Source organism: Brevibacillus nigriterrae (assembly GCF_049846925.1).
Lineage (GTDB): Bacteria > Bacillota > Bacilli > Brevibacillales > Brevibacillaceae > Brevibacillus_H.
The window spans coordinates 97,705-110,926 of sequence record NZ_JBNCMT010000011.1 but is presented as its reverse complement, the minus strand read 5'-3'; the positions used below and the strand labels follow the sequence as shown (position 1 = coordinate 110,926).

The 13,222-nt window shown below is 44.8% G+C and carries 17 protein-coding genes; 9 read left to right on the top strand and 8 right to left on the bottom strand.

Annotated elements, in window-relative coordinates; all coding sequences use genetic code 11:
- Window positions 1-85 precede the first annotated feature (85 nt).
- The gene (locus tag ACPW7N_RS10580) at window positions 86-433 is read right to left on the bottom strand and encodes a DUF3905 domain-containing protein (RefSeq protein WP_425651043.1); all 348 of its coding nucleotides are present in this window, start codon (window positions 431-433) and stop codon (window positions 86-88) included.
- A 19-nt stretch (window positions 434-452) separates the two neighbouring features.
- A complete protein-coding gene (gene sspK / locus ACPW7N_RS10575; RefSeq protein ID WP_425651042.1) occupies window positions 453-581 on the bottom strand; it encodes a small acid-soluble spore protein K in 129 nt (42 codons plus the stop codon).
- A 100-nt stretch (window positions 582-681) separates the two neighbouring features.
- Here sspK and ACPW7N_RS10570 point away from each other — a divergent pair, with 100 nt between their 5' ends.
- From ACPW7N_RS10570 to ACPW7N_RS10545, 6 genes are all read left to right on the top strand, one after another.
- A complete protein-coding gene (locus tag ACPW7N_RS10570) occupies window positions 682-960 on the top strand; it encodes a DUF3886 domain-containing protein (protein WP_425651041.1) in 279 nt (92 codons plus the stop codon).
- Window positions 957-1,124, top strand: a complete 168-nt coding sequence (locus ACPW7N_RS10565) for a hypothetical protein (RefSeq protein ID WP_425651040.1) — start codon at window positions 957-959, stop codon at window positions 1,122-1,124. Before ACPW7N_RS10570 ends, ACPW7N_RS10565 begins: the two co-directional genes overlap by 4 nt.
- 54 nt (window positions 1,125-1,178) lie before the next feature.
- Window positions 1,179-1,355 carry a hypothetical protein gene (locus tag ACPW7N_RS10560; protein WP_425651039.1) on the top strand — a complete coding sequence of 59 codons (177 nt, stop codon included), beginning with the start codon at window positions 1,179-1,181 and terminating at the stop codon, window positions 1,353-1,355.
- A 115-nt stretch (window positions 1,356-1,470) separates the two neighbouring features.
- Complete coding sequence (locus ACPW7N_RS10555; protein ID WP_425651038.1) at window positions 1,471-2,823, top strand: glucose-6-phosphate isomerase; 1,353 nt, start codon at window positions 1,471-1,473, stop codon at window positions 2,821-2,823.
- A 14-nt stretch (window positions 2,824-2,837) separates the two neighbouring features.
- Entirely contained in the window at window positions 2,838-3,068 is a 231-nt protein-coding gene (locus tag ACPW7N_RS10550; RefSeq protein WP_425651037.1) for an excisionase family DNA-binding protein, read from the top strand.
- A 68-nt stretch (window positions 3,069-3,136) separates the two neighbouring features.
- Window positions 3,137-3,547, top strand: coding sequence for a YugN family protein (locus ACPW7N_RS10545; RefSeq protein ID WP_425651036.1), 411 nt, complete (start codon window positions 3,137-3,139; stop codon window positions 3,545-3,547).
- Between the two features lie 49 nt (window positions 3,548-3,596).
- Here the strand turns inward: ACPW7N_RS10545 and ACPW7N_RS10540 are convergent, their stop codons facing one another.
- Entirely contained in the window at window positions 3,597-3,956 is a 360-nt protein-coding gene (locus tag ACPW7N_RS10540) for a L,D-transpeptidase (protein ID WP_425651035.1), read from the bottom strand.
- 131 nt (window positions 3,957-4,087) lie between these two features.
- On the opposite strand from ACPW7N_RS10540, the gene ACPW7N_RS10535 reads away from it, so the two are divergent.
- From ACPW7N_RS10535 to ACPW7N_RS10525, 3 genes are all read left to right on the top strand, one after another.
- Complete coding sequence (locus ACPW7N_RS10535) at window positions 4,088-4,888, top strand: NAD kinase (RefSeq protein WP_425651077.1); 801 nt, start codon at window positions 4,088-4,090, stop codon at window positions 4,886-4,888.
- Window positions 4,889-5,120: 232 nt separating this feature from the next.
- Window positions 5,121-5,603: a hypothetical protein gene (locus ACPW7N_RS10530; protein ID WP_425651034.1), complete on the top strand. Its 483-nt coding sequence runs from the start codon at window positions 5,121-5,123 to the stop codon at window positions 5,601-5,603.
- A gap of 133 nt (window positions 5,604-5,736) precedes the next feature.
- On the top strand, window positions 5,737-6,318 hold the full coding sequence (locus ACPW7N_RS10525) for a TetR/AcrR family transcriptional regulator (RefSeq protein ID WP_425651033.1): 582 nt from the start codon (window positions 5,737-5,739) through the stop codon (window positions 6,316-6,318).
- 2 nt (window positions 6,319-6,320) lie between these two features.
- On the opposite strand, the gene ACPW7N_RS10520 is transcribed toward ACPW7N_RS10525, so the two are convergent.
- From ACPW7N_RS10520 to ACPW7N_RS10500, 5 genes are all read right to left on the bottom strand, one after another.
- Entirely contained in the window at window positions 6,321-8,252 is a 1,932-nt protein-coding gene (locus ACPW7N_RS10520) for a sensor domain-containing diguanylate cyclase (protein ID WP_425651032.1), read from the bottom strand.
- Between the two features lie 177 nt (window positions 8,253-8,429).
- Complete coding sequence (locus ACPW7N_RS10515; protein WP_425651031.1) at window positions 8,430-9,167, bottom strand: exonuclease domain-containing protein; 738 nt, start codon at window positions 9,165-9,167, stop codon at window positions 8,430-8,432.
- 34 nt (window positions 9,168-9,201) lie between these two features.
- The gene (locus ACPW7N_RS10510; RefSeq protein ID WP_425651030.1) at window positions 9,202-10,260 is read right to left on the bottom strand and encodes a DUF294 nucleotidyltransferase-like domain-containing protein; all 1,059 of its coding nucleotides are present in this window, start codon (window positions 10,258-10,260) and stop codon (window positions 9,202-9,204) included.
- Entirely contained in the window at window positions 10,229-11,587 is a 1,359-nt protein-coding gene (locus ACPW7N_RS10505; protein ID WP_425651029.1) for an ammonium transporter, read from the bottom strand. Before ACPW7N_RS10505 ends, ACPW7N_RS10510 begins: the two co-directional genes overlap by 32 nt.
- A gap of 221 nt (window positions 11,588-11,808) precedes the next feature.
- Window positions 11,809-13,068 carry an MFS transporter gene (locus tag ACPW7N_RS10500; RefSeq protein WP_425651028.1) on the bottom strand — a complete coding sequence of 420 codons (1,260 nt, stop codon included), beginning with the start codon at window positions 13,066-13,068 and terminating at the stop codon, window positions 11,809-11,811.
- Window positions 13,069-13,222 lie beyond the last annotated feature (154 nt).

The window sequence follows — 13,222 nt, the reverse complement described above, 5'->3', positions numbered from 1 at the left end:
AATATAGTTTCTCTCTCACAGCAACCAGAAAAAAAGCCCGTATCGACTTGGATGATCGATCGGGCACAATACCATCGTGATGGGGTTAGTCTTTTCTTTTGCTCACATCCATTGTAGGGTGCATGAAAGGCTGCCCTTTGGGACGAATGTTTTGCAGGAGATCACGATTTTCTGCGGTATTCCAACCGATGTCATTGGTTGGATGCACCCACTGATCGCCCGCCATAACCGATGGGTCGGTATCTTTGCTCCATTGGTTCAAGGGAGATTGAGGCGAGTTGTAGAAGCTGTCGCCAATCACTACCCCGAATTCATTGATAAACGGTTTTTGCATCTTGATCTTCGATTGTTTAAAATCAGGAGCGTCAATTTGATGTGGCAAGGTCCCATCAATGCTGAGTTTATCTGTATTGGGTGTTTTCTGATTCGTCATGAACAACACCTCCGAACGCTTATCTGTTTTCTTTTAGCCGCTCTTGTGGTTCACTATTGATGGAGCCATCTGAGCGAACAGCCTCCGATTGAGATTTCGGGCCACGGATTTCGGCTGTCTTTCCGAAGTCTTTTGCTTTGTTTCGCATTGTACATGCCTCCTCTCTAGGATGGTTGTAGTATAGCCAGAATGCAGAGTGAATAACAGAACAGTCCATGTAACTATATAGAAAAGGAGCAGTGAAAAATATGGCAAAGAAAAAATCTCAGCAGCACTTTAAGCCAAAGGCACAGGAAGCCAATAACAGTATGGACAGCAAATCAGGCAACAGCCTGAAAGACCTGCTGAAAGAAGACATGTTGACGAAATTGAAGTCGATTGAAAAAGATCTGAAGCAGGCCAAAGAAAAAGAAGCACAGGAAGAAGCAGAGCGCCTTCGCAAGGAAAAAGAGGAACGTGAAAAGAACAAATCCTTTGCAGAGCTTTTGGATGAGTTTGACAAGAAGTCCGGTGGCAAATACGTATGACCGAATCCAGGGATCATCAGCCGAGACCACGTCCTGATACGTCCAAAAATGGGTTGTTAAAAAAGAACCAACTAACTGTGCGTGATGACAAGATTCGTGAACGAGGTCGCTCGATACTTAAAAACTTAGGACAGAACCGTGTAGACGAACAGGATAAAACTTGAGGTATGTTTCCCCTTTCTGACCATATATGTAATAGGAAGGAAAGGAGGGGGGCTATGGGATACCTTTTATTATTGGGAAGTTTGCTCTTGATGATTGTTGGTACATGGAAATGCATTGGCATTATGAGATATGGCCATGCCACGACAGGGGAAAAGATTATCTGGGCCGGAGTAACAGCTATCGGCATCATCATATTTTTTCTGCTAAAGGTCATCTCAGACTCATCCTGAATCCGATCATCCGACAAATCAAGTAATCCGAGAGTGGACAGGAATTGTCCCGAGCGTGCTTTTCATGTCCATGTTAAAATGGATAAAGATTTGTAAATGGATTATGGAGGTACATATGGCACAATCAATCGGATTTGATTATTGCAATGCACTCTCTTTTGTGAAGCCACACGAGTGGGAGAATTTGTCCCCATTTATTTCTCTGGCACATGAACTGTTGCACAGCCAGTCAGGACCAGGAAATGATTTTTTGGGCTGGGTTGATTTGCCAATTCAATACGATCAGGAAGAGTTTGGGAGAATCAAGCAAGCTTCGGCAAAAATTCAAGCTGATTCTGATGTGTTGCTCGTCATCGGGATCGGTGGTTCGTATCTGGGAGCAAAAGCTGTACTCGACATGCTGGGGCATACCTTCTATAATTCACTTTCCAAAGAAAAACGCAAAACACCGGAGATTTACTTTGTCGGAAACAATATAAGCCCAGTGTATCTTTCTCACTTGCTGGATGTCATTGAAGGTAAAGAACTGTCCATCAATGTAATCTCCAAATCAGGAACGACCACTGAACCAGCAGTTGCCTTCCGGATTTTCCGCGAGTACATGGAGAAGAAGTACGGAAAAGACGAGGCACGCAAAAGAATTTATGCAACAACAGATATAGCCAGAGGTGCTCTTCGCAAGCTGGCAGATGAAGAGGGATACGAAAGCTTCGTCATCCCAGATAATGTCGGGGGGCGTTTTTCTGTTCTGACCGCAGTAGGCCTATTGCCGATTGCCGTGAGTGGAACAAATATTGACGAGCTGATGCAAGGTGCACAAGAGGCGAGAGAACAGTATGCCAATCCCACTCTCGCTGAAAATCCTTGCTATCAGTATGCTGCCATTCGCAATGCCCTCTATCGCAAAGGGAAAACCATTGAGCTGATGGTGAGCTATGAGCCGCAATTCCGTTATTTTTCGGAGTGGTGGAAGCAGTTGTACGGAGAGTCTGAAGGCAAGGATGGCAAAGGTATTTTCCCCGCATCTGTTGAGTTCTCTGCAGATTTGCATTCCATGGGTCAATACATTCAGGATGGCATTCGGAACTTGTTTGAAACGGTTTTGTATGTAGAGAAGCCAAATAAGGATTTTTTGATACCTGCTGATGAGGCCAATGTAGATGGTCTCAACTTTTTGGCAGGCAATGGCATGGACTTTGTAAATAAAAAGGCATTCGAAGGCACTCTTCTCGCTCATGTAGACGGTGGTGTGCCAAACCTGGTTGTCACCATTCCGGAAGTAACAGCTTACCATGTGGGAGCATTAATTTATTTCTTCGAGAAGGCTTGCGCAATCAGTGGTTACCTGCTAGGTGTCAATCCGTTCGATCAGCCAGGGGTAGAAGCTTATAAAACAAACATGTTTGCCCTGTTAGGCAAACCAGGCTTCGAGGAGCAGAAGAAAGCGTTAGAGGCGAGACTGAAGTAAGGATAGTGATTGTCATGTATTTGACTGTGAAGGAGACAGCCGAATATCTCCAGCTACCGGAGGGTTTTATACTGGAGAAGATCAAGGAAGGTCGAATTCGAGCCGTACATAACGGAGAGGAATACTTGATTAACAAGGAACAATTTTATCACCATATGGAACAAGTGAAGAAATTACGTGAATTCGAACAGGAAGAGAAGTTTGAGCCGATCCTAGAGAGCTACGATTATAAAGATGAAGACTAAATGCTGAGTACATTCCCCACGTTTGAAGCAAAATAATCAGGAGACTGTGAAAGGCGGGGGATGTGTACATGCAGCCAATTGCAAGCAGCTTGGAAGGTAAGCAGAGCACATATGGAGAGTTGTTGGAACAATTGTCTCCAGAGGGGTTCAACCTGGCGAACTGGGAGTACGATGGAGGTTATTTTGATCGGAAACTAGATGAGAAAGGCATGGTGTTTCTGCGCATTCCTGTAGCGGTTCGTGAAGGAGAATTGGACAACGCCGATGCCCGTTTGGAAATCGGACAACCGTTCGTACTAAAACACGTCTATCAGACAGGGAATGACCCTGACACGGGTTATATGGGAAGTCATGTGTTTCAACCGCTGATCAATCAATTCCAGGAGCCAGTGGATAAGGATGCTTCAGTTGACGGGAACTGGGTCGACAAGGCAGAGGAAATTGTGCGTCGTCTGGAACGAACGATTTTATTTGGGTAGAGGCCTTTAGCAGGGTGAGTTGGCGGTGAGCCAGCTCACCCTTCCTGTACTATTGGGGACGAATCTGGACAGGAGTGCCGATGGGGACGATTTTTGCCAGTTCCTCGACATCCCGGTTGTACATGCGGATACACCCATGGGAGACAAACTTTCCAATCGATGAAGGGTTGTTTGTTCCGTGAATGCCATAGTGAGGTTTGTTCAAGCCCATCCACATCGTTCCGAATACCGTGATGGGTCCGCCGATGTAACTGTTTGGATAAGGTACCTTGTTAATAATGAAAAAATTTCCTTGAGGGGTCTGTGTGGCTATTTTGCCAACACCAACTGGATAGGTTTTGATTCGCTTGTTATTTTGGTACAAGTACAGTTTTCTTTTAGCAAGCGAGATACGAATCAAATACGCCATGAACATACGCCCTTTTGCATATGAATATGAAGCAGGAAATCAGGGTGTGCAAAGGTCACATTACCTCCTGTATGTGGTATAGTAGGAGAAGAAGTTTGTCGGATGAATTCCTAGAGATGAGAGGTTCAAGCATGAGAGTAGCAACCGTTTTGCGAAATGATGACTATACACGAGAAGTGGAACGATTACTAAAAGAGAAGCTCGGCAACAGCACGAAGCGGGTCTATCGATTTGTAAAGGACGAGACAGAACACCCGGACGTAGTCCTATCCATCGGTGGTGATGGAACCCTGCTTGAAGCGGTACATCAGTATGGTTTTGATCCTACCTACGTGGGGATTCATACGGGACACCTGGGATTTTATGTAGATTGGCGGCCGGACGAGCTGGATGATTTCGTGCTGGCACTGGACAATATTCAGCCGTTTATTGCGCAATATCCGACGGTTCAATGCCGCATTCAATTAACGGATGGACAAACTTTTACATATTGGGCATTGAATGAGGTAGTGATACGCAATGCGTCGCTGTCCACCTTGGTGGTAAGCGTATTCATTAACGGAGAAGAATTCGAGACATTTCGAGGGGATGGCTTGATCGTATCGTCTCCATCAGGAAGTACTGCTTACAACAAAGCTGTCAATGGAGCATTAATTCATCCGTCTATTGAAGCCATTCAGCTCTCTGAGATTGCTTCGATCAACAATCAGATGTACCGTACAATCAACAGCTCACTGGTGCTGCCCAAACATCACGAAGTAGAAATGATTGTAATGAACCCGGAGATCATGATTGGGATGGATCGTGATCAGGCAGTCTGGGAAAAAGTAAGATCAATTACGTGCCGAGTAGGTACGGAGAAAGTAAAATTTGCCCGATACAAGAAATTGCCATTCTGGGGAAGAGTGCGCAATTCGTTTATTACAGGCTAAGCTGTTCGCTTGATGTGAGCAGCTTTTATTTTTTTTTTTGTTGAAAACCCCTTGCCAAACTAAGGAAACAGGAGTACACTAATTTTGTACTGACCAGTCAATACAAAAAGGACTGTACTAAACAACAGTGCAGTTAAATTCCTTTTTCCCTTCTCATAGGAAGGGTTTCTCTCAGCTCTATTTTTGTACTGACTAGTCAATACAAAAATATACGATAAAGGTGTGGTTTTGTATGAAAAAGAACAAAATGATGGTAGCAGTGTTGAGCTCCGTATTCGCATTAAACGTTGCTTTTGCAGGAAGTGCTTTTGCGGAAGAAGTAACAGCACCTACATTCAATCCAAATAGCTTGCCAGCTCACCCGGTACAAAATGTAACTACTCCAGCAGTACAGGGTACAGATGAGTTCCACTTCAACTCTTTCCCAATGAACCCGGTACAAAATGTAACTACTCCAGCAGTTCAAGGTGTGGATGAGTTCAAATACAATTCATTCCCGATGAACCCGGTTCAAAACGTGACAACACCAGCAGTACAAGGTGTAGATGAGTTCAAGTACAACTCCTTCCCGATGAATCCGGTACAAAATGTGACAACACCAGCAGTACAAGGTGTAGATGAGTTCAAGTACAACTCCTTCCCTGCACACAAAGTTGAACCTGAAAAACCTGCTCAAAATACAAATACAGACACATTTTATAACTTCATGGGATAATGCAATAGATAAACGAAACCCTCAGAATTGTTCTGAGGGTTTTTTTGGTAAAAAATCTAATTATTTTTTCTATTCTGGTCGGGTTGATTCTCTTGTGTCATAATGAACAGAAAAGAGAAAGGGGGACAAGTTGATGCGCATACCCAAAAAGGATCATATAGCAATGTGTGCGTTGCGAGCGTTTTCACAATACGGATATAGTGAAACTACGATGGATGTCATAGCTGACACTGCTCAGGTAGCAAAAGGTACCCTGTACTATCACTTCAAAACAAAGGAAGATTTGTTCTATTACGTAAACAAAAAAGGCGTAGGCATGCTCATCGACCGGATCACGGAAACCATTCAGGATGAGTCACATTCTGTGGAAGAACGTCTATTGGCAGTGTTGGATGAGCATATCCGCTTTTTCTACGAACAACAAGAATTGTGTCTATTACTACTTAACTTTACTTCTGGCAATCAAAAAAGAGATGAGATTATTCGAGTCTTGTTAGCCGATTATTTCGCAACTCTTGAAAAGTACCTTTCGTCCCTTCAGCAAAAAGGTTGCATTCATGCAGATCTTGAAGTGCACACACTCGCATCTGCGTTGTTTGGCATGGTAGGAATAACGGTAATTCGAAATATGTACCGTGGTGAACAGGAGTCCATGTCAGAAGTGAGAAGCACGCTTGTTTTGATGTGCAAGGGGATGCTGGGAATCAAGCAATAGCCCTACACAAAACGAACTCGATTACCGCCTTGACGTTTTGCCATGTACAGCCCCTGGTCCGCTAGGTGCAATAAATCCTCACGGTGCATCGTGGCATCAGGTATGACTGTGGCTAATCCTAAGCTGATACTGACAAATGAACAGCTTTTGGAATTGATATGTTCTATCATGAGTCTGGCTACATGCTCTCGAAGCTGTTCTGCGACCACCAGTGCTCCGTCACCGTCTGTTTGCGGTAAAACAACGACAAATTCCTCTCCGCCATAGCGAGCTACTAAATCAGTAGGTCGCTTGATTGTTTTTGAAAGAGTGTTTGCTACGATTTTCAGGCACTCGTCACCCTCCTGATGGCCGTAGGTGTCGTTGTAGATTTTGAAGTGATCGACATCAATCATAATGATAGAGAGAGGGGTGTTGTTACGGATCGCAAGTGCCCATTCTCGCTGGAAAAACTCTTCAAAATAACGACGATTGGCAATATTGGTCAAACCGTCAACAGAGGAAAGGCGTTTCAGCTTTTCGTTGGCAGCTTGTAATTCTTGTTCAAAGCGTTTGCGATCAGTTATATCAGAAAATATCGCTACGTAGTTGGTTACTTCCCCGACTTCATCAACAATGGAACTGATATTCAGCCACTCAACGTAAGCATCACCGTTCTTGCGGCGATTCCAGACCTCTCCTTGCCACTGCCCCGTTTGTTTCAATGATAGCCACATATTTTTATAGAAGTCAGTGGGGTGAAGTCCAGATTGGAAAATACGTGGATTCTCGCCAACTACCTCTTCAAGTGAGTATCCGGTAGTCGTTGTGAATGCCACATTTCCCCAAATAATATTTGCGTGTCTATCAGTGATGATTACGCCTTGCAATGTGTTCTCTACGACCTTGGCGTACAGTTTCAACTGTTCAGTATCTTGTTTTCGTCGTGTTACGTCCGATTGCAATCCGACGAAATATTGCAAATTTCCCATAGTATCAAGAACCGGACTGATTCGAATCTCATTCCAGAAAAGAGTGCCATCTTTGCGATAGTTACATAATTCCGTTACGATCGATTCTTTTTTCTTGACCGCCGCATTGATCCGTTTCAAGGTATGTCGGTCGGTAGCAGGCCCTTGCAATAATCGGGGATTACGATAGAGAACTTCCTCTCGAGAATACCCGGTAATATTTGAAAAACCTTGGTTGGCAAAAATAATCGGATTATCCGGAAGGTTCGGGTCAGTGATGATGACACCTGTATCCGTATTCAAAATAGCAGTTGCAAGCAGATTGTTATCTTCAAGCGCTTGGCGAAGTTGTTGTTCTGTCCGTTTCCGGTGAATGGCGCCTCCGAATCCGTTCGAGGCTGTCATCAGGATGGCAATATCATTTTCCGACCAAACACGTTCCTTATCGCAGTCAAGGAAGCCTGCAAATCCCCAAAAAGAACCTCTAAGAAAGATAGGGACGAGTAACAGGGAGAGAATCCCCAGTGATGTAAGCAAGTATTTCTCAGACAAAGGCAAGTCCTTCACCAGACCTGTGATTGGTGAATTATGAGCTAATTGATTGTACCATCTCATTAATCCCTGCTCACCAAATGATATTTGCTGAAGAGGGGGCAGTGAGGCAGAGGTTGAATCCTGTAGATGCCATTCATACCGAATGCTTGTTACTGTATCTTCCGGGAACGTGCTGGGTTCATTTTCAAATATAATGATATGGTCTGTCTCAAGTGATTCGCCGAGTAGGGAGAGTGCTCCGATGATGGCCTCCTTATGATTCGGCGAGATTAATAATTGATTCATTGCTTTCAATACGCCACTCATCAATTTTTCCTGTTGATTCAGCATTTCTTGCAGGTGAGCAGCATAGTCCGGTGATTGATTGTCGATACCATTCCTATTAATATAGGCTGGTCGTTGAATTGCCCCTTGATTGTACTCTATCAACACGTTCACCCCATTTCACATTCCAAATGTAAGCCATGCGACAATGTTAGTAACAAGATAATATAGAAATGTAATGTTAAATTATGGTCATTGTACATGGCTACCTGTGAAAGTTCAATGAGGGTTAGGAGTCTTTTGGTGGATACTTTATGAACAAAATGTCACATCATTTGATGCTTACTGCCTACTGATTCTTTGATATACATCTTGCAAATCATGAAGCCCCAGTTGGATTGTTTTGTCCAAATAAATAGCCCAAAGTTTGGCGGCTGCAAGCGCATCGTGGTAGGCGTTGTGTCGGTGGGAAATAGGGATTTGATGCCTTGCGCAGAGTGTATCCAGAGATGAGTCCGAAATGTTTTTTTCGATGAGTCGAATCAGGGTCATTGTGTCTAGCAGGCGATGGACAAATTTGGCCCTACTCGATTTCCACAGTGCAGACTGAAAAAAGTCTCGTTCATGACGTGAATGATGAGCAATGAGCGTGCGGTTCCCCACGAATTGAAAGAAACGGGATAGAGCCGATATCAGATCAGGAGCTACTTGAAGTGTTTCAGCGGTAATGCCGGTTAACCGTTCAATATGTGCAGGCAGCGTTCTTTTGGGGTTCACGAGCGTAGAAAAATTCTCTTGCTCCAGTATTTGCGTTCCACGCATGGCTACGGCACCGATCATAATGATTTCATCACCGTGATGTGGTTGAAAACCAGTTGTCTCCAAATCGACAACGACCACTTCCCAGTCTGCCAGTGGGATTTGACTACTGTTGATATAGCGAAGGTCCTTATTCATTTGTCTCAAAAAAGCAAGGTGATGCGGATCGCTCCCGGAGACAGCAGAAGACAGAGAAGAAGGAACCTCATTAGCCTGGTACATATTCCAAATCCGATGCAACGGATTCCAGTTTGGTTTCATACCATTTCCTCCATCTTAAAAATCGAGAGAAATGCTACTCTGCTTTTGCGTAAGCACGAGTTGTCATCTGTTGAAGTTGAAGTGCGAGTTTCATAGCGTCTTTCAGAGTGGAGCGCTGCAGCTTGGTCAAGTCAGTCAATTTGAGATAGCTGTTGCTCTGATAGAGGCCGTCCTCCCATTGTTGCGATGCGAGAATACGAAGATTGACAACCTCTGTGAAGTGATGATGGATCGATTGACAAAGAACAGAATTCCATACACTCATCTCAGACAAGCAGTGTAGCCGTTCCAGCGTAGGTGTGTGCCTGATGTTGTGTGCAATCGCAAACAAGCGGATACAGTTAACGAAAGGCAGGTAGACACCGTTTTTGATATTGACTGCACCACGATATTTACCGTTAATCTCGGGAAGCAGGCGACCAAACCAACCGAGCGGAACTTGATGATGCAGTGTATTGCTGACGAATCGAGAGAGTAAAAAGGGTGATTGGCTTGTTTCCTGAAAAAAAGTATCTCGAAACTCTTTGTAAATGGACTCGTCACCGATTAACAGGCGTGCATCACTGAGTAAGAGAAGGTGTCGTACGTTTTCCCAAGTCGGTTCCTCGCACCAACTGGAAATCAGGTGATTCCAATGAGAGCATGGGCCACGCCAACGCGGATTGGATGACATCACGTTTCCTTCGCAGGGAGGGTAGCCAGTAATCGAGAGTCCGAGCGTTAATTCATGTGTCAATTGTTGAAAGTAACGGTGTACCTCGTCCTGTTCTGCTGTCGAGAACCACTCAGGTACTTGATAAATCAGGCCATTATCCTGATCGCTCATCAGGGTTTGTTCCTTCCGACCGCCACTTCCAAACAGTAGAAAGGCATAAGGCACGGGAGGTGAATCTCCCATGCCATACGCTGCTGTTTTTGAAATAGAAAGAAGTATGCATTGGCGGCTGATCAGACTATGGACCAGGTTGATATCATCAATCTGTCCCTTGCATTTTTGCAACCATAGTCTGCGGATAGCCCCTAATTCTTCAAAGCTCTCGATATTTTTTATATAGTCGAGATTATCTGCCAAGAGAGTGTGATGGGCGTCCATGTGTTTCCCCGCCTTCCTGACGATCAAAGACAAAGTGTTTGGATTCTAACATTTCTGGATAACCATATCCCCCGTGCTCGGATAAATCCAGACCCACCACTTCCTCTTCCTCGGTAACGCGAATTCCCATTGTTGCTTTCATCAAGAAAAGGATGATGAATGAAACAACGAATACATAGAGGAACGCTCCGAAAACGCCCAAAGCTTGCACACCTAATTGATGCAGCCCACCGCCGTAGAGCAACCCGGGAGTGCCGATTCCTACTTTCTCTACCAAGGCAGGAGTGGCAAACAGGCCAGTGGAGAGCGTACCCCAAATTCCGGCGATGCCATGTACAGAAAATGCAAAGACCGGATCATCAATACCTCGGCGATCGAAATAAATGGATGTGAAATAAGTAACCAGACCTGCAACGGCACCAATTACTACAGCAGCCCAAGGCTCGACGAATGCGCAAGCTGCGGTAATGGCAACCAGCGCTGCCAGAACACCGTTCAGCATGCTGGGAATGTCAGCCTTGCCGGTAACCGCCCAAGAGATGACTAACGCAGCAACTGCACCTGCCGCAGCAGCGAGATTGGTTGTCATGGCGACATAGCCGAAGAAACCGGAAATGGAGCCAAGTGTTGAACCGGCATTAAAACCGAACCAGCCAACCCATAATATGATAACGCCGAGAACGGTATATACCTGGTTGTGTCCAGGGAGTGAATTGGATGAACCATCCTTATTGTATTTACCGATTCGTGGTTTCAGAAGAATCGTAGCGACCAAAGCAGCAATGGCTCCCTGTAGGTGAACGACGGTTGAGCCGGCAAAGTCTTGCATGCCGAGTTCAGCCAACCAACCTCCACCCCAGACCCAGTGACCAACAACGGGGTAAATCAGAACGGTGAAGAGAACGCCAAAGACGAAATAAACGCTTAATTTGGCACGCTCTGCAAATCCGCCCCAGGCGATGGCGAGCGAAACACCGACGAAGCCTAACTGGAACAAGAATTTGATCCCTACCGGAATGGAACTGAAGGAAAGTGACGAGAAGGCTGCTGCCGCCTGCTCTTCTGTTCCGTTAAAGAAAAAACCTGATAAGCCGACGAATGAGTTCCCATCTCCAAACGTAAAACCAAATCCGAGAGCCCAGAAAGCAAGAGAACAAATACCGAAGGTCAAAATTGTTTTTCCGGCGACGTGTCCAGCGTTTTTCATTCGGGTAGAGCCGGTTTCCAACAGCGCAAATCCTCCTTGCATGAAAATAACCAAAATAGCGGCTACCATCACCCAAGTGGCATCAATGGCCGTGGCAAGCTCTGTGAGAGTAGGTTCCATGTTTTCCACACTCCTTTTAATGTAAGGTAATCTTACATTTATCTAATTTATGTTAGATTATATGACATTAATATTCGTTTGTGAACACCTTTTTGTAAAAATAGTGTGAATGTTTCTGACATTTAATTCTGTAACGCTGTAATTTGCTATAACAGTTGGCATTATCCAAACAAAAAACAGACTTTCTCCCGCATATGACGGAAGCAAAGTCTGTTCATTTGTTACATATTTATCTGGTGATTTTCTTGATAAGCCGATTTACTCCAGACTCGGCGACCGACGAAGTACCCACCTATGATAGTGATCAGCAAGTAGAGCCCACTTAGCATGAATAAGTTCTTGATAGATAATTCGCCTAACCAGAGAGCCCCCAAACTACTGGATACTACGCAGAAGAAAGTAAATACCAACATGTTCAATGCGAATACCTTGCCTGTATTTTCATTGGTTACCCTGGTTTGAATCGCAGTGATAGGAGGAATTCCGATCAGTGGCCCCCCTAGTCCGGCAATAGCGGCAGCTACATAGACGATATGTATCTGCTCGATGAAGAGCGACAAACTGATGAATCCGACAGCTTGCAGCAGCCATCCGCTCAGAATGACAAGAAGGTGATTTTGATAGGTGAAGCGAGTCATGAACAAGCTCCCCATTAAATTGCCCACTCCGTAGCAACCTACGAGAATCCCTAACATTCCTGCATCACCTTTGCCGATCTGATCGGCGAGCACCGGGAACCCGACACTCCAGCAAACTTGCCATACGAGAAATCCCATGTTGTTAAACAGCAAAAGATACAAGAGAAACCGGCTTGACAGCACTTCTTTAGCTGCAGAGCGAATATCGGAAAGGTACTGGGAGACGGATGCTTTTGATGGTTGTTTGTGATTGACGCTCCCTTGTTCACGTGATGACAGATTCAATAGATAAATAAAGATTGCTGAAAGAAAGTAACTTAGGGCATTGGCAAAAAACAAAACAGCTAATGGCAGAACCGAGGCAATCACACCAATTGTCATCGGCGCTGCGATTCGAATGGTTCGGAAGGTCGTGTCCAAAATGGCATTAGCCTGCTGGAGCTGTCCCAACGGTACAACGGCCTTCAAGGCAACTGTGCGTGATGGATGAAACAGTGTTGAGAAAACACCAATTCCAAATTGAATGGCAAGAAAGAAGAAGAGGTGATCGACCTTCATCAAAACAAGGCTGCTAACGACTGCAGCGAGGATGAGACGTGCCATGTCAGCCCCAATCATCAGCGTTCGAGGGTTGTACCGATCAGCCAGAATACCGCCAATTAGGTAAAATAAAAATCCGGCGACCATGTCGGGTATGGCGATCAAACTTAGCGCTGAAGCGGATTTGGTTTGTTGTAACAAGTACCAGAGCAATGCGATGCTGTAGAACTGATCGCCTATGTTAGATGCTACCTGGGCGAGCCACAGTGAGACAAACGAGCGGTTTTTCCATATTGATGTCACCAGAGCTCCCTCATTTCTAGAATCAATCAAATATTTTTTACAAAAAAGAATACCAGAGAAATGAACGATTCGTAAAGGATGATCAAAGTTGTATGAGATTTCCAAGCGAAAAACGGAATATATTAGCTTTTTTTCACTGATGATATATATCGAC

Bases quoted from the DNA above. Each gene is read 5' to 3' on its own strand.
- ACPW7N_RS10580 (WP_425651043.1), bottom strand. From the start codon at position 433: ATGACGAATCAGAAAACACCCAATACAGATAAACTCAGCATTGATGGG.
- sspK (WP_425651042.1), bottom strand. From the start codon at position 581: ATGCGAAACAAAGCAAAAGACTTCGGAAAGACAGCCGAAATCCGTGGC.
- ACPW7N_RS10570 (WP_425651041.1), top strand. From the start codon at position 682: ATGGCAAAGAAAAAATCTCAGCAGCACTTTAAGCCAAAGGCACAGGAA.
- ACPW7N_RS10565 (WP_425651040.1), top strand. From the start codon at position 957: ATGACCGAATCCAGGGATCATCAGCCGAGACCACGTCCTGATACGTCC.
- ACPW7N_RS10560 (WP_425651039.1), top strand. From the start codon at position 1,179: ATGGGATACCTTTTATTATTGGGAAGTTTGCTCTTGATGATTGTTGGT.
- ACPW7N_RS10555 (WP_425651038.1), top strand. From the start codon at position 1,471: ATGGCACAATCAATCGGATTTGATTATTGCAATGCACTCTCTTTTGTG.
- ACPW7N_RS10550 (WP_425651037.1), top strand. From the start codon at position 2,838: ATGTATTTGACTGTGAAGGAGACAGCCGAATATCTCCAGCTACCGGAG.
- ACPW7N_RS10545 (WP_425651036.1), top strand. From the start codon at position 3,137: ATGCAGCCAATTGCAAGCAGCTTGGAAGGTAAGCAGAGCACATATGGA.
- ACPW7N_RS10540 (WP_425651035.1), bottom strand. From the start codon at position 3,956: ATGGCGTATTTGATTCGTATCTCGCTTGCTAAAAGAAAACTGTACTTG.
- ACPW7N_RS10535 (WP_425651077.1), top strand. From the start codon at position 4,088: ATGAGAGTAGCAACCGTTTTGCGAAATGATGACTATACACGAGAAGTG.
- ACPW7N_RS10530 (WP_425651034.1), top strand. From the start codon at position 5,121: ATGAAAAAGAACAAAATGATGGTAGCAGTGTTGAGCTCCGTATTCGCA.
- ACPW7N_RS10525 (WP_425651033.1), top strand. From the start codon at position 5,737: ATGCGCATACCCAAAAAGGATCATATAGCAATGTGTGCGTTGCGAGCG.
- ACPW7N_RS10515 (WP_425651031.1), bottom strand. From the start codon at position 9,167: ATGAAACCAAACTGGAATCCGTTGCATCGGATTTGGAATATGTACCAG.
- ACPW7N_RS10510 (WP_425651030.1), bottom strand. From the start codon at position 10,260: ATGGACGCCCATCACACTCTCTTGGCAGATAATCTCGACTATATAAAA.
- ACPW7N_RS10505 (WP_425651029.1), bottom strand. From the start codon at position 11,587: ATGGAACCTACTCTCACAGAGCTTGCCACGGCCATTGATGCCACTTGG.